Origin of the sequence: Streptomyces sp. ID05-39B (assembly GCF_033794725.1) — a bacterium.
Lineage (GTDB): Bacteria > Actinomycetota > Actinomycetes > Streptomycetales > Streptomycetaceae > Streptomyces > Streptomyces bobili.
The window spans coordinates 41,465-56,136 of record NZ_JARGEF010000021.1 but is presented as its reverse complement, the minus strand read 5'-3'; the positions used below and the strand labels follow the sequence as shown (position 1 = coordinate 56,136).

The window sequence follows — 14,672 nt, the reverse complement described above, 5'->3', positions numbered from 1 at the left end:
CACCAGGTCGCCTCCCCCCCCCCCCTTTTCAACCTGAAAACCCACTGGGCCTTCAACGGGCACACAGGCGCGACGAACGCGTGCGCTCGGGTCGCCCGGGGAACACCCCCTGCAACACCTGCCAGGGCGCCACCCCCGTCCACATCGACCCGCCGGACCTGTCACCCCGCCTCACGGAACTCGCCGTCGCCGCCACCGCGTCGGTCGGCCTGCCCTTCGCCGGGGTGGACCTGGCCGTGGAGAACGGCGGCGTCGTCTTCGAGGTCAACGTCCAGCCCGCGTTCGTCGACGGCGAACTCGACACCGTGGCCGTCCCGTACATCAAGGCCCACCTGGACGCCTACGCGCGGACGGTGAGCGGCCGTCGCACGGCACGGCAGCCGCACCTCACCCAGGTTATGGCCACCGGCCGCCGGGGCTTCACCGCCCCGGCCTGAACCCGGTCGTCCGCCCTTGTCCCCGGCCGCACCGCCGCACCGCGGGCCGAGGCCACGGACGCACCAAGGACCCGTGAGGGACCCCCTGCCTCGACCCGTGCCGCGCCCGCTCCCGGCCTCCTACACCGCCGGGAGCTGGGCCAGCAGGAGGGTCACGTCGTCGTTGTGGCTCTCCGGGTCCGGCAGCAGACCCGCGAGCACCCGGTCGGCCGCCTTCTCCAGACAGGGCGCGTCGGCGAACAACTCCTCCAGCAGCACCGTGAGTTCGCCGATACGCAGTTCTATGTCGCTGCCCGGCGTCTCGATGAGGCCGTCCGTGTACAGCACCAGGGTCGCCCCCGGGGGTATCTTCGCGCGGGCCTGCCTGAACGGGACGTCGCCGACTCCGAGCGGCATGTTGACCGGGCAGTCGAGCGCCCGCACGCCCCTTCCGGCCCCGGCGACCAGGACCGGCAGATGGCCCGCCGAGCAGATCGTCACCGTGCCCGTGTCCGGGGTGATCACCAGATAGCAGCAGGTGACGAGCTGGTCGGGCACATCCAGGTCCGCGACGCAGGTGTCCAGCGCCCGCATCAGCTGCCGCGGCTGCATGCCGGTCTTGGCCAGCGCGTGCGCGGCGGAGCGCAGTTGGCCCATCACTGCGGCGGCCTCCAGGCCGCGCCCCATCACATCGCCTATGAGCACGCCCACCCGCCCGGCGCCCAGCGGCACCAGGTCGAACCAGTCGCCGCCCACCCCGGCGCCCTGCGTGGCGGGCCGGTAGCGGCTGGCGGTGGGCAGACCGGGCAGCGCGGGCGGGGTGCCCATCAGGCTGCGCTGGAGGGTGAGGGCGATGTGCCGCTGCTGCTCGTACAGCTCGGTCAGTTCGGCCTGGGCCCGCTTGCGGTCGCTGATGTCCCGCACGATCGCGCACGCCCCGACCACCGCTCCGTGGGTGTCCCGGGTCGGCCACAGCGTCACGTCCACGTCCAGCAGCGCTCCGGTGCTGGTGACCCTCAGCGTCTCGAAGTGCTCCACCTTCCGGCCCCGCCGCAGCCGCCGCAGCAGCGCTCTGACCTCGCCGCGCAGCTCGGGCGGGGCCAGCAGGGAGACGTGCCGTCCGACGGCCTCGTCGGCGGTGTAGCCGTACAGACGCTGCGCCGCCGCGTTCCAGTAGGTGACGTACCCGTCGAGGGTGTGGGCGAGGATGGCGTCCTGCGAGGACTCCACGAGGGCGGCGAGTTCGTTGATGCGGGCCTCGGCGGCCTTGCGCTCGGAGACGTCGCGGACCGCCGCAGACACCAGCAGTCCGTCCGCCGTCTCCAGGGGACTCAGGCTGATCTCGACCGGGAACTCGGTGCCGTCCTTGCGCAGCCCGAGCAGTTCGAGGCCGGCGCCCATGGGCCGCACCTGGCGGTTGGCGGTGTAAGCGCCGCGGTGGGCGGTGTGCTGGTCGCGGAAGCGGTGCGGCAGCAGCAGGTCGACCGGGTGGCCGAGGAGTTCCTCGCGGCGGTAGCCGAACAGGGCCTCCGTCTGAGCGTTGACGAGGCGGATGGTGCCCCGGTCGTCGACGATGACCATGGCGTCCGGCGCCGCCTCCAGCAGCCCCCGGAACCGCTCCTCCGCTCCGGACGGAGCCTTCTCACGCAGGGGGCCGCGGCAGCCGTACCGCAGTTCCGCCGGTTCCGCCTGCACCAAGTCGGCCATGATCCACCTCACTTTGCGCGACGATTCAGGCCATCACAGCGCCTTCACACCCGCTCCGCTCCGGGATGTCGCTTACTGACCGTTCACGGCCGAAGCTGGCCGATCCCCGTCCGGGTGTGTCCCGGCGACCGCTCGGGTCGTACACCGCCCCCGATCCGCGCGGTATGGCGCGGTTTCTTCCCTCGTCGCGACAGGCGAGCCGGCTTCGGTCAGGAATCGAGAAGCGCCGGTCCCCGGGCAGCGCATAGCGTGAGGGTGACGCCGACGGAGACCGCGAAGGCCGGCCCGCACGACCGATGGAGACAGCTGATGAGCACCGCGAAGAGGACGGCCGGCCGGCCGGCCACGCCGCACGCCGCCGACACCCACGACGTGATCCGTGTGCACAGCGCGCGCGTGAACAACCTCAAGGACGTCAGTGTCGAGATCCCCAAGCGCCGGCTGACCGTGTTCACGGGGGTGTCCGGCTCGGGCAAGAGCTCCCTGGTGTTCAACACCATCGCCGCCGAGTCGCAGCGGCTGATCAACGAGACGTACAGCGCCTTCGTGCAGGGCTTCATGCCGACGCTGGCGCGGCCCGACGTCGACGTCCTCGACGGGCTGACGACCGCGATCATCGTCGACCAGCAGCGGATGGGCGCCGACCCCCGCTCCACCGTCGGCACCGCGACCGACGCCAACGCGATGCTGCGGATCCTCTTCAGCCGGCTCGGCGATCCGCACATCGGCCCGCCCAGCGCCTACTCCTTCAACACCGCCTCGGTACGGGCCAGCGGCGGCATCACCGTCGAGCGCGGCACCAAGAAGACCGTGAAGGCGACCTACAACCGCACCGGCGGCATGTGTGTCCGCTGCGAGGGCCGGGGCACGGTCTCCGACATCGACCTCACCCAGCTCTACGACGACAGCAAGTCGCTGAACGAGGACGCGCTCACGATCCCCGGCTACAGCATGGACGGCTGGTACGGCCGCATCTTCCGAGGCTGCGGCTTCTTCGACCCGGACAAGCCGATCCGCGAGTACACCGAGAGGGAACTGCACGACCTCCTTTACAAGGAGCCGACCAAGATCAAGGTCGACGGCATCAACCTGACGTACGACGGGCTGATCCCGAAGATCCAGAAGTCGATGCTCGCCAAGGACGTCGAAGCGCTCCAGCCGCATGTGCGCGCCTTCGTGGAACGGGCGATGACGTTCTCCGTCTGCCCCGAGTGCGACGGCACCCGGCTCAGCGAGGGCGCCCGCTCCTCGAAGATCGACAAGGTCAGCATCGCCGATGCCTGCGCGATGCAGATCACCGACCTGGCCGAATGGGTCCGCTCGCTCGACGAGCCGTCGGTGGCGCCACTGCTCACGGCGTTGCGCCAGACCCTCGACTCCTTCGCGGAGATCGGCCTCGGCTACCTCTCGCTCGACCGGCCCGCGGGCTCGCTGTCGGGCGGTGAGTCGCAACGCGTCAAGATGATCCGCCACCTCGGCTCCTCGCTCACCGACGTCACCTACGTCTTCGACGAGCCCACCGCCGGCCTGCACCCCCACGACATCCGGCGGATGAACGACCTGCTGCTGCGGCTGCGGGACAAGGGCAACACCGTGCTCGTCGTGGAGCACAAGCCGCAGACGATCGCGATCGCCGACCACATCGTCGACCTCGGCCCCGGCGCCGGTACGGCGGGCGGCACGGTCTGCTACGAGGGCACCGTCGAAGGGCTGCGGGCCGGGGACACCGTCACCGGCCGCCATCTCGACGACCGGGCCGCCCTGAAGGCATCCGTGCGCGAGTCCACCGGGGCACTGGAGATCCGCGGCGCGAGGGCGCACAACCTCCAGGGCGTCGACGTGGACATCCCGCTCGGTGTGCTCGCCGTCATCACCGGGGTCGCCGGTTCTGGCAAGAGTTCGCTCGTCCACGGGTCGATCCCCGCCGACGCGGGCGTGGTGTCCGTCGACCAGAGCCCGATCCGGGGCTCGCGGCGCAGCAACCCGGCGACCTACACCGGACTGCTCGACCCGATCCGCAAGGCGTTCGCGAAGGCCAACGGCGTGAAGCCGGCCCTGTTCAGCGCCAACTCCGAGGGCGCCTGTCCCACCTGCAACGGCGCGGGCGTCGTCTACACCGACCTGGCGATGATGGCCGGCGTGGCCACCACCTGCGAGGACTGCGAGGGCAAGCGGTTCCAGGCGGCGGTGCTCGACTACCATCTCGGCGGCCGGGACATCAGCGAGGTGCTCGCGTTGCCGGTGGCCAGGGCCGAGGAGTTCTTCGGCTCCGGTGAGGCGCACACCCCCGCCGCGCAGCGCATCCTCGGCCGGCTCGCGGACGTCGGGCTCGGCTATCTCACCCTCGGCCAGCCGCTCACCACCCTGTCCGGGGGCGAGCGTCAGCGCCTCAAGCTGGCCACCCACATGGGCGACAAGGGCGGCGTCTACGTGCTCGACGAACCGACCACCGGTCTTCACCTCGCCGACGTCGAGCAACTGCTCGGGCTGCTGGACCGGCTGGTGGACTCCGGCAAGTCGGTCGTCGTGGTCGAACATCACCTGGCGGTCATGGCCCACGCCGACTGGATCATCGACCTCGGCCCGGGCGCCGGTCACGACGGCGGCCGGATCGTCTTCGAGGGCACCCCGGCCGACCTCGTCGCCGCCCGCTCGACCCTCACGGGCGAACACCTCGCGGAGTACGTGGGCGGCTGACGTCGGCGGCGCCGTGTGGCTTTGGTCACCGCTCGGCCCGTGCCGTGTGAGACGCCGAAGACGCCGAAGACGCCAGGGCCCGGGCACCGGCCCGGACCCTGGCTGACGTGGACGTGGACGTGGCGCGCTACGCCCGGTCGCCCTTCGGCTTGCCCCGCTGGTCCGGGGTGCCGTGCGGCGGCGGACCGAACGGCTGCGGCGAGGTCGCCGGGGACACCGGGGATCCGGCGCGCCCCGTGGACTGCTCCGGGCGCAGGGCGCTCGGGTCGCCCGAGGTCGGCTCGGCGCCCGCCTCCAGCTGTTCCAGGCGGGACGTCAGGACCTCGGTCACCGGGAGACGGTCGGCGTGCGTCCGTTCGTAGGCGAGCAGTTCCTCGACCTCCCCGGCGGTGAGCGACCGTACGCGACTCTCCAGGCCGCCGATGGGCAGGTGGTCGTAGTCGGGCAGGGGCAGGGTGCTGCGACCTTCGTCGGCCATGGATCTCACTCCGTTCGCGATGGCCTGGGACGGTGGGCGCTGGTGCGCGAGGGCGGGGCGGGACTCAGTGGCCGCCCAGTCCGCCCCCGCCGAACGATCCGCTGCTGCCCGGACTCCAGCGCCGCCGCTCCTTGGACGTGCTCGGCCGGGTCTGCATGTTGGTCAGTTCGTACGGGGTGAGGGCGCGGCCCCCCTTCGGCATCCGCGGTACCTCGTCGGGCTCCCGGTATTCCCGGACCTCCCGCACGGGTCCGTCCGGGGGCAGATGGGGCTGCTCGTCGGGACGCGGCCGGGGCAGCTCACGCTGCTTGATGCGTGCGCCCAGCCAGAAGCTGCCGGCCAGCAGGGCCACGAGGACCACACCGACCACGAACATGGCCACGCTGAGCAGGCCGCTCGACGCGGCCACCTGCATGCTTGCGCTACTCATATCAGGCGAATACCCCACCAATCAGTCGCGAACCGCCCGGCGGCACCTGTCGCTCTCCGTGCCCGGTCCGCCTCTGGCGAGTGCGGTGGGGAGTTTGGCGCGGTCCGTCGCGGCTACTCGCGCTGTGTGACTTCGACGACATCCCAACAGGAACTCTTCCGGTTCCTGGAGGACCGCTTCGCATGCGCCCAGGCGTGCACCGAGTGTGCGCGGGCCTGCGCGCTGCGCGCGAGCCTCGTGGATCCGGACGGAACCGAACAGCAGGAATTCGTGCGGCGCAAGGGGATCATGTGCGCGGAGGTCTGCGACGCGACCTGCCGTGTGCTGTCCGAGGAGAACCGGGTGGACGAGGCCGGCATCCGGGTCCAGGTGGAGTGGTGCCGCACCATCTGCCTGGAGACCGCGCACGTCTTCGAGCGGCATCCCGGCGCCCAGGACAGCGCGGCCGCGTGCCGCGCGTGTGCCCGGGCGTGCACGGACTTCCTGAAGACGCTGGACTGAGGTGGTGGCCGCGACAGCCGGTCCGTGAATGCCGACCGGTGACCGGCATTCCCAATTGCTGCAACACGTTCTACGGTGTGCGCCGTCAGGAGACCGGCCTTGGAAAGCCAGGAGGCGCCGTGCACCTCGACCACACGCCCGAGCAGTTGCGGCTGCGCACCGAACTGCGTGCCTACTTCGCCGAGCTGGTACCGGACAACGCGTATGCGCGGCACGCAGACCCCCTCGCCGCGAAACGCTTCTACCGCGAGACCATCCGCCGGCTCGGCGCGGACGGCTGGCTGGGCGTCGGCTGGCCGAAGGAGTACGGCGGACGCGGGCTGACGCCGACCGAGCAGTTCGTCTTCTTCGACGAGGCCGCCCAGGCCGGGGTCCCGCTGCCGCTCATGGCGCTCAACACCGTCGGCCCGACGATCATGCGGTACGGCACGGACGAGCAGAAGGCGTACTTCCTTCCGAAGATCCTCGCCGGCGAGATCGACTTCGCCATCGGCTACAGCGAACCCGACGCGGGCACCGACCTCGCCGCCCTGCGGACGCGCGCGGTGCGGGACGGGGACACGTACGTGGTCAACGGCCAGAAGATCTGGACGACGAACGGTGACACCGCCGACTGGGTGTGGCTCGCCGTGCGCACCGACCCCGACGCCCCGCCCCACAAGGGCATCACCATGCTGCTGGTGCCGACCACCGACCCCGGCTACTCCTGCACCCTCATCCGCACGCTCGCCTCGCACGACACCACCGCCAGCTACTACGAGAACGTACGCGTCCCCGTCACCCACCGCGTCGGCGCCGAGAACCAGGGCTGGCGGCTGATCACCAACCAGCTCAACCACGAGCGCGTGACACTGGCCGCCCACGGCACCATGGCCATCCGCGCCCTGCACGACGTCCAGCGCTGGGCGAGCGGGACCAAGCTCGCCGACGGCCGCCGTGTCGTCGACCTGCCCTGGGTCCGCCGCCTCCTCGCCCGCACCCACGTGAAACTGGACGCCCTCAAGCTCCTCAACTGGCAGATGGTCACCGCCCTCCAGAACGGCACCCTCACCCCGCAGGACGCCTCCGCCGTCAAGGTCTACGGCTCCGAGGCCCGCCGGGACGCCTACGCCTGGCTGCTGGAGGTCGTCGCCGCCCCCGGCGCCCTCCAGGAAGGCTCGGCGGGCGCCGTCCTGCACGGCGAACTCGAACGCGGCTACCGCTCCGCCGTGATCTTCACCTTCGGCGGCGGCAACAACGAGATCCAGCGGGAGATCATCTCCTGGATCGGCCTGGGGATGCCGCGGGTGCGGCGTTAGCCACCCTCGCCGCGCCTGTGCGCCGGGACCGGCGGCAGCTCGGCGCCGTGCGGCCCGCTCGCACGACCCGGCGCCCGGGTTCAGGACTCCAGGAACTCGTGTCCGGCGTCCGGGTGGAGGGGAACGAGTTTGCCGCGGGGCAGGCGCACGGCCAGGTCGAGTGTGTTCCGGCTGGGCACCATCCGGTCGTGCTCACCGTTGGCCACGAGGACCGGTTGGCGAATGGCCGAAAGTTCGGACGGTGTCTGGCGGCCCCATCGCCTGATGGCCTTCAGCTGGGCAGCGGAACGACGGCAGCGAGATCACCTTGTCGCGGTCCTGCGTGCGCTCCTTGGGCCGTTCCAGGAAGGCGAGTCCCGCCCGCCGGCCGTCGGCGGTCCCGGTGAAGAAGAGCGAGAGCTCGGGATCCTGACGGGTGAGAGCGCCCTTGAGTGTCGCCTGGATGCTGAGGGCGGGGACCTTCTCGATCCCGGGACCCCCCGCGGTTCCCGTGCCCGCGAGGATGACCTTACGGATCAGGGCGCGGTTCTTCCGCCGCGACGACCTGTGCGACGAAGCCGCCCATCGACAGTCCCAGCAGAGCGACCTGGTCGAATCCGAGGGCTCGCACGAACAGCACCGCGTCACGCGCCATCGCCTCGATCGTGTCCGGCGTCGAACCGCTCGATCCGCCCACCCCGCGATTGTCGAAGGCGATGACCCGACGCCGCGCGGCGAGTCCGTCGACGACGCGCGGGTCCCGGTTGTCCAGCACACCGGCCAGGTGGATCAGCAGGATCAGCGGCACGCCCTCCTGGGGGCCCAGCTCCCGGTGGGAGAAGCCCTCGCCACGAACGGACACGGAGCGGCCGGCGACCGCAAGGTTGTCTCGGGCCGAACGGTGAGCTGTGACCTGTGAGAGCCGTGACCGGTCGGCCGGTGGCCGGTCACGGCTGACAGGTCACCGGTGGTCGTGCGGACCGCGGGCGCTGTCTCAGTTGCGGCGGCGGGCGCCGGGTCCCAGGCGGGCGGTGACGTCACGGGGGGTGACCGTGGCGTGTTCGGCGGAGCACTCGACGACGACGCGGACCGGGGCGTCGCAGTCGGTGTGGCGGACGTCCAGCAGGGGCCCTTCGGGCCCGAGGGCGTATGTCTCGCCCCACTGGGTGAGCGCCATCAGTACGGGCCACAGGTCCCAGCCCTTGCGGGTCAGCCGGTACTCGTTGCGGGGGCGGCTGCCCGGCTCCTGGTAGGGAGTCGTCTTGAGGACGCCGGCCGCGGTCAGCTTGCGCAGACGGTCGCTGAGGACGGCCTCCGACAGGCCGATATGGCGATGGAAGTCGTCGAAGCGGCGGACCCCGTTGACCGCGTCCCGCAGGATCAGCAACATCCACTTCTCTCCGACCACGTCGAGCGTGCGCTGGACGGGGCAGTTCTCCGTGCTCGCCTCAAGCCACTCCATCCGGCCATCGTAAGGGCCTGGCTTCTTCATTGACAGTCAGGTGAACGCACAGCTAGCTTCACTTGCAAAAGTCAGATGGGAAGGTGCCGGTCGTGGGACGAACACGTACGTATCAATGGGAAGATCCCGCGATCCTCGCGGAGGCCGCCGGGCGCATGGCCGGCATCGACTTCCTGCGCGAGCTGCAGGCGGGGCGGCTGCCGGGACCGCCCATCAACTACTCCATCGACTTCGCCCTGGACGAGGTGGAGCCCGGCAGGGCGGTCTTCTCGCTGACCCCCGGGGAGGAGCACTACAACCCGATCGGCAGCGTGCACGGCGGCATCTTCGCCACCCTGCTCGACTCGGCGGCGGGCTGCGCCGTCCAGTCCACCCTCCCGCAGGGCATGGCGTACACCTCGCTCGACCTGACGGTGAAGTTCCTGCGGCGCATCACGGTGGAGACGGGCACGGTGCGCGCCATCGGCACGGTGGTCAACAGCGGCCGCCAGACAGCTCTGGCCCAGGCCCAGTTGTTCGACGCGAAGGACCGCCTGCTCGCGCACGCCACCAGCAGCTGCATGCTCTTTCCGGTGCCTTCCGCTCAGCGGTGAAGCGTCGGTGGCCGTGCCGCGCACGGTCCTGGGCCCTGCCCGCGCGGGTCGGGGTGGGCCGCCACCACCGTGAGGCCGACGTCCAGGACCGGCCAAGAGAGTCCCTCCTCGACGCACGGCTCGCTGTGAACCCGACTGCGTGTGCCCGCCCAGCCCCTGCCGCCGCCCGCCGAGCGGGCGCCTCGTCCGCCGCGCCGCCCTGGCCCGTCCTGATCGCCCCGTGCTACGAAGAACCATGCCTGCACACGAGGGAGACCCCGGACGTCGCGCCTACGACGTCGTCATCGTCGGCGGTGGTCACAACGGGCTGGTCGCCGCCGCCTATCTGGCGCGGGCCGGGCGGTCCGTGCTGGTGCTGGAGCGGCTCGGCCACACCGGGGGTGCCGCCGTCTCCACCCGGCCGTTCACCGGGGTGGACGCCCGGTTGTCGCGGTACTCGTACCTGGTCAGCCTGCTGCCGTCGAAGATCGTGCGGGATCTGGGGCTGGACTTCCGCGTCCAGCGGCGCACCATCTCGTCGTACACGCCGGTGGAGCGTGACGGGCGGGCGACCGGGCTGCTCGTCGGCGGGGGCGAGGCGCGCACCCGGGAGGCGTTCGCGCGGCTGACCGGCGGTGAGCGGGAGTACGCGGCCTGGCAGCGCTTCTACGGCATGACCGGGCGCCTCGCCGAGCGGGTCTTCCCCACGCTCACCGAACCGCTGCCCACCCGCGAGGAGCTGCGCCGGCGCGTCGACGACGAGGATGCCTGGCGGGCGCTCTTCGAGGAGCCCGTCGGCATCGCCGTCGAGGAGCACTTCACGGACGACCTGGTGCGGGGCGTCGTCCTGACCGACGCGCTGATCGGCACCTTCGCCGACGCCCACGATCCCTCCCTCAGACAGAACCGCTGCCTCCTCTACCACGTGATCGGCGGCGGCACCGGCGCCTGGGACGTGCCCGTCGGCGGGATGGGCGCCCTGACGGACGCCCTGGCCGACGCCGCCCGGAGCGCCGGCGCCGTTCTCGCCACCGGTCACGAGGCCGTGCGGATCGACACCGACGGCCGTGGCGCCGAGGTCACGTATCGCACCGCCGACGGCGAGGGCGTCGCCGCCGCCCGGCACGTCCTCGTCAACGCCTCCCCGCAAGCGCTGGCCGCCCTCACCGGCGACGCCCCGCCGGCCCCCGCCGAGGGCGCGCAGCTCAAGGTGAACATGCTCCTGGAGCGGCTGCCCCGGCTGCGTGACACCTCCGTCGACCCGCGCGAGGCCTTCGCCGGCACCTTCCACATCGCCGAGGGCTACGCCCAACTGGCCACCGCCCACGCCCAGGCGGCGGCCGGCGAACCGCCCGCCGCCCCGCCGTCCGAGATCTACTGCCACTCCCTGACCGACCCGACGATCCTCGGCCCGGACCTGGTCGAGCGGGGCTGCCAGACGCTGACCCTGTTCGGCCTGCACACCCCCGCCCGGCTCTTCGCACAGGACAACGACGCCGTACGCGAGGACCTCCTCAAGGCCACCCTCGCCCAACTGGACGCGCACCTCGCCGAGCCGCTCGCCGACTGCCTGGCCACCGACGCCGACGGCCGCCCCTGCATCGAGGCGAAGACCCCGCTGGACCTGGAGCGCGACCTCGGCCTGCCCGGCGGCAACATCTTCCACCGCGACCTGGCCTGGCCGTACACCCAGGACGGCGTCGGCCGCTGGGGCGTCGAGACCCCGCACGCCAACGTGCTGCTGTGCGGCGCCGGCGCGGTACGCGGGGGAGGGGTCAGCGGGGTGCCGGGGCACAACGCGGCGATGGCGGTGCTGGAGGACCTCACGGGGTGAGGCCGGTCGGTGCCTGTCAGGACCGCATGTCCCCGTCCACCGGCAGCACCGTCCCGGTGACGTAGGAGGCGCGGTCGCTCAGCAACCACGCCGCGGCCTCGGCGACCGGGGACTTCTCCGCCCTGTCGCGCCGCGACCGCGACGTCGTCCGCCGGGCCTTCCTGCAGCAGCCGGACGGCCGGCGGCTGTACAGCGTGTCCGACGCCGACGAGTTCACCCGCACCGCGGCCCAGCATCTGCGTGCCGCCGCCGCCCGCTACCCCGGCGACCCGGAGCTGACCGACCTGATCGCCGAACTCCTGGACGGCAGCGAGGAGTTCGCCCGGCTGTGGGCGGCTCACGAGGCGGCTGCCCGGCCCACCCCGTGCAAGACCTTCGGCCATCCCCTGATGGGCCCCGTCTCCGTCAACTGCGACGTCCTGGACATCACCGACCGGGACCAGCGGGTCGTCATCTGCACGGCCACCCCGGCTCCCCGTCGGAGCAGGCACTCCCACTGCTGTCCGTCAACGGCACCCAGCGGATGGACGTCGCCCGCTGAGGGCCTGGGACCGAGACAATCTGACGGAGTATCAGAAAAGGGCTTCCTTCGTCCGGACCGCTGCGGCATCCTGCGCCCATGCAGACGGAGCTGAGCAACCAACTCGGAGTCGAGCACGCCGTCTTCGGCTTCACGCCGTTTCCCGCGGTGGCCGCGGCCATCAGCCGCGCCGGCGGGTTCGGCGTGCTCGGCGCGGTCCGCTACACCGCCCCCGACGATCTCCGGCGCGACCTCGACTGGATCGAGCGCCACGTCGACGGCCGGCCGTACGGCCTGGATGTCGTCATGCCCGCGAAGAAGGTGGAGGGCCCGAAGGATCACACACTGACCGAGGCCGACGTCGAGGCGATGATCCCCGAAGGACACCGGCAGTTCGTGCGGGACACCCTCGCCAAGCACGGCGTGCCCGAACTGGCCGAGGGCGAGGCGTCCGGCTGGCGCATCACCGGCTGGATGGAGCAGGTCGCCCGCGGTCAGCTCGACGTCGCCTTCGACTACCCGATCCGGCTGCTGGCCAACGCCCTCGGCTCCCCGCCCGCCGACGTCGTGGCCCGCGCCCACGAGCGGGGAGTGCTGGTCGCCGCGCTCGCGGGCAGCGCCCGGCACGCGGTCAAACACCGGGACGCGGGCATCGACATCGTCGTCGCCCAGGGCTACGAGGCCGGCGGTCACACCGGCGAGATCGCCTCCATGGTGCTCACCCCCGAGGTCGTGGACGCCGTCGCCCCCATGCCGGTGCTGGCCGCCGGCGGCATCGGCAGCGGACGGCAGATCGCCGCCGCCCTCGCCCTCGGCGCCCAGGGCGTATGGCTCGGCTCCCTCTGGCTGACCGCCGCCGAGGCCGACCTGCATTCGTCCGCGCTGACCCGCAAACTCCTCGCGGCCGGCTCCGGCGACACCGTCCGCTCCCGCGCCCTCACCGGGAAACCCGCCCGCCAGCTCCGTACCGAATGGACCGACGCCTGGGACACCCCGGACGGCCCCGGCACGCTCCCGATGCCCCTCCAGGGACTGCTCGTCGCCGACGCCGTCTCACGGATCCAGAAGTACGAGGTCGACCCCCTCCTCGGCACCCCCGTCGGGCAGATCGTCGGCCGGATGAACGAGGTCCGCAGCGTCCGGGCCGTCTTCGACGACCTCACCCGCGGCTTCGAGCAGGCCGTCGACCGAGTCAACCGCATCGCGGGAAGGAGCGCCCGGTGACGACCGCACCCCCCACCGGCTTCTGGGCCCAGGCCGCCGAGGACCCCGGCCGTACGGTGATGATCGCCCCGGACGGCGAGGAGTGGACCGCCGGACGCCTGCACGCCGCCGCCAACCGTCTCGTCCACGGTCTGCGCGCGGCCGGGCTGGAGCGCGGCGACGCCTTCGCCGTCGTCCTGCCCAATTCGCCCGAGTTCTTCACCGCCTACCTGGCGGCCACCCAGGCCGGCTTCTACCTCGTCCCCGTCAACCACCACCTCGTCGGCCCCGAGATCGCCTGGATCGTCTCCGACTCCGGAGCCAAGGTCCTCCTCGCCCACGAGCGCTTCGCCGACCAGGCCCGCCGGGCCGCCGACGAGGCCGCCCTCCCCGCCACCCACCGGTACGCCGTCGGCGAGGTCCCCGGCTTCCGGCCGTACCCCGAACTCCTCGCCGGACAGCCCGAGTCGGCGCCCGCCGACCGCACCCTCGGCTGGGTCATGAACTACACGTCCGGTACGACGGGACGCCCACGCGGCATCCGGCGTCCGCTGCCCGGCAGGCCGCCCGAGGAGGCGTATCTCGGCGGATTCCTCGGCATCTTCGGGATCAGGCCCGCGGACGGCAACGTTCACCTGGTCTGCTCGCCGCTCTACCACACGGCCGTGCTCCAGTTCGCGGGCGCGTCCCTGCACATCGGCCACCGGCTGGTCCTGATGGACAAGTGGACCCCGCAGGAGATGCTCCGTCTGATCGACGGACACCGGTGCACGCACACCCACATGGTCCCGACCCAGTTCCACCGCCTCCTCGCCCTCCCCGACGACGTGAAGGCCCGCTACGACGTCACCTCCATGCGGCACGCCATCCACGGCGCCGCGCCCTGCCCCGACCATGTGAAGCGGGCGATGATCGAGTGGTGGGGCGAGTGCGTGGAGGAGTACTACGCGGCCAGCGAGGGCGGCGGTGCCTTCGCCACGGCCGAGGACTGGCTGAAGAAGCCCGGCACGGTCGGCAAGGCCTGGCCCATCAGCGAACTCGCCGTCTTCGACGACGACGGCAACCGGCTGCCGCCCGGTGAACTCGGCACCGTCTACATGAAGATGAGCACGGGCGGCTTCAGCTATCACAAGGACGAGGCGAAGACCCGCAAGAACCGCATCGGCGACTTCTTCACCGTCGGCGACCTGGGCTGCCTCGACGAGGACGGCTACCTGTTCCTGCGCGACCGCAAGATCGACCTGATCATCTCCGGCGGAGTCAACATCTACCCCGCGGAGATCGAGTCCGCCCTGCTCGCGCACCCCGCCGTCGCCGACGCCGCCGCCTTCGGCATCCCGCACGACGACTGGGGCGAGGAGGTGCGGGCCGTCGTCGAACCGGCCCCCGGCCACGAGCCCGGACCCGGACTCGCCGCCGACCTCCTCGCCCACTGCGCCGGCCGGCTGGCCGGCTACAAGCGGCCCCGCAGCATCGACTTCATCGCCGAGATGCCCCGCGACCCCAACGGCAAGCTGTACAAGCGCCGCCTGCGCGAGCCGTACTGGGAGGGCCGCACCAGGCCGGTGTGAGGGT

General features: G+C 71.8%; 16 protein-coding genes. 9 read left to right on the top strand and 7 right to left on the bottom strand.

Annotated elements, in window-relative coordinates:
* Positions 1 to 80: 80 nt before the first annotated feature.
* On the top strand, positions 81 to 437 hold the full coding sequence (locus tag P1P75_RS08020; protein ID WP_319252960.1) for a hypothetical protein: 357 nt from the start codon (positions 81 to 83) through the stop codon (positions 435 to 437).
* A 120-nt stretch (positions 438 to 557) separates the two neighbouring features.
* On the opposite strand, the gene P1P75_RS08015 is transcribed toward P1P75_RS08020, so the two are convergent.
* On the bottom strand, positions 558 to 2,090 hold the full coding sequence (locus tag P1P75_RS08015) for a PAS domain S-box protein (RefSeq protein ID WP_319252964.1): 1,533 nt from the start codon (positions 2,088 to 2,090) through the stop codon (positions 558 to 560).
* Positions 2,091 to 2,432: 342 nt separating this feature from the next.
* Between P1P75_RS08015 and P1P75_RS08010 the strand changes: the two genes are divergently transcribed.
* A complete protein-coding gene (locus P1P75_RS08010; RefSeq protein WP_319252958.1) occupies positions 2,433 to 4,820 on the top strand; it encodes an excinuclease ABC subunit UvrA in 2,388 nt (795 codons plus the stop codon).
* Between the two features lie 127 nt (positions 4,821 to 4,947).
* Here P1P75_RS08010 and P1P75_RS08005 read toward each other — a convergent pair whose 3' ends face one another.
* Together P1P75_RS08005 and P1P75_RS08000 are read right to left on the bottom strand one after the other, a co-directional pair.
* Positions 4,948 to 5,298 carry a hypothetical protein gene (locus tag P1P75_RS08005; RefSeq protein ID WP_319252956.1) on the bottom strand — a complete coding sequence of 117 codons (351 nt, stop codon included), beginning with the start codon at positions 5,296 to 5,298 and terminating at the stop codon, positions 4,948 to 4,950.
* A gap of 64 nt (positions 5,299 to 5,362) precedes the next feature.
* Complete coding sequence (locus P1P75_RS08000; protein ID WP_319252954.1) at positions 5,363 to 5,728, bottom strand: DUF6479 family protein; 366 nt, start codon at positions 5,726 to 5,728, stop codon at positions 5,363 to 5,365.
* A gap of 126 nt (positions 5,729 to 5,854) precedes the next feature.
* Between P1P75_RS08000 and P1P75_RS07995 the strand changes: the two genes are divergently transcribed.
* Both P1P75_RS07995 and P1P75_RS07990 read left to right on the top strand, forming a co-directional pair.
* A complete protein-coding gene (locus P1P75_RS07995) occupies positions 5,855 to 6,229 on the top strand; it encodes a ferredoxin (protein WP_319252952.1) in 375 nt (124 codons plus the stop codon).
* A gap of 119 nt (positions 6,230 to 6,348) precedes the next feature.
* Complete coding sequence (locus P1P75_RS07990) at positions 6,349 to 7,527, top strand: acyl-CoA dehydrogenase family protein (RefSeq protein ID WP_319252950.1); 1,179 nt, start codon at positions 6,349 to 6,351, stop codon at positions 7,525 to 7,527.
* Between the two features lie 80 nt (positions 7,528 to 7,607).
* Here the strand turns inward: P1P75_RS07990 and P1P75_RS07985 are convergent, their stop codons facing one another.
* From P1P75_RS07985 to P1P75_RS07975, 3 genes are all read right to left on the bottom strand, one after another.
* Positions 7,608 to 7,733, bottom strand: coding sequence for a hypothetical protein (locus P1P75_RS07985; RefSeq protein ID WP_319252948.1), 126 nt, complete (start codon positions 7,731 to 7,733; stop codon positions 7,608 to 7,610).
* Between the two features lie 302 nt (positions 7,734 to 8,035).
* Positions 8,036 to 8,368: an alpha/beta fold hydrolase gene (locus P1P75_RS07980; RefSeq protein ID WP_319252946.1), complete on the bottom strand. Its 333-nt coding sequence runs from the start codon at positions 8,366 to 8,368 to the stop codon at positions 8,036 to 8,038.
* A 132-nt stretch (positions 8,369 to 8,500) separates the two neighbouring features.
* Entirely contained in the window at positions 8,501 to 8,968 is a 468-nt protein-coding gene (locus tag P1P75_RS07975; protein WP_319252944.1) for a helix-turn-helix domain-containing protein, read from the bottom strand.
* Between the two features lie 92 nt (positions 8,969 to 9,060).
* Here P1P75_RS07975 and P1P75_RS07970 point away from each other — a divergent pair, with 92 nt between their 5' ends.
* Entirely contained in the window at positions 9,061 to 9,561 is a 501-nt protein-coding gene (locus P1P75_RS07970) for a PaaI family thioesterase (protein WP_319252942.1), read from the top strand.
* Between the two features lie 235 nt (positions 9,562 to 9,796).
* Positions 9,797 to 11,374: an NAD(P)/FAD-dependent oxidoreductase gene (locus P1P75_RS07965; protein ID WP_319252940.1), complete on the top strand. Its 1,578-nt coding sequence runs from the start codon at positions 9,797 to 9,799 to the stop codon at positions 11,372 to 11,374.
* Between the two features lie 16 nt (positions 11,375 to 11,390).
* On the opposite strand, the gene P1P75_RS41975 is transcribed toward P1P75_RS07965, so the two are convergent.
* Complete coding sequence (locus P1P75_RS41975; RefSeq protein WP_369076329.1) at positions 11,391 to 11,591, bottom strand: SDR family oxidoreductase; 201 nt, start codon at positions 11,589 to 11,591, stop codon at positions 11,391 to 11,393.
* Between P1P75_RS41975 and P1P75_RS07955 the strand changes: the two genes are divergently transcribed.
* The 3 genes from P1P75_RS07955 to P1P75_RS07945 are packed head-to-tail and all read left to right on the top strand — an operon-like array spanning position 11,497 to position 14,668.
* A complete protein-coding gene (locus P1P75_RS07955; RefSeq protein ID WP_369076330.1) occupies positions 11,497 to 12,009 on the top strand; it encodes a hypothetical protein in 513 nt (170 codons plus the stop codon). The two genes, P1P75_RS41975 and P1P75_RS07955, sit on opposite strands and share 95 nt — an antisense overlap.
* Positions 11,994 to 13,118 (top strand): nitronate monooxygenase, encoded by a 1,125-nt coding sequence (locus tag P1P75_RS07950; RefSeq protein WP_319252938.1) that lies wholly within the window; start codon positions 11,994 to 11,996, stop codon positions 13,116 to 13,118. Before P1P75_RS07955 ends, P1P75_RS07950 begins: the two co-directional genes overlap by 16 nt.
* Positions 13,115 to 14,668, top strand: coding sequence for an acyl-CoA synthetase (locus tag P1P75_RS07945; protein WP_319252936.1), 1,554 nt, complete (start codon positions 13,115 to 13,117; stop codon positions 14,666 to 14,668). Before P1P75_RS07950 ends, P1P75_RS07945 begins: the two co-directional genes overlap by 4 nt.
* The last annotated feature ends 4 nt before the right edge of the window (positions 14,669 to 14,672 follow it).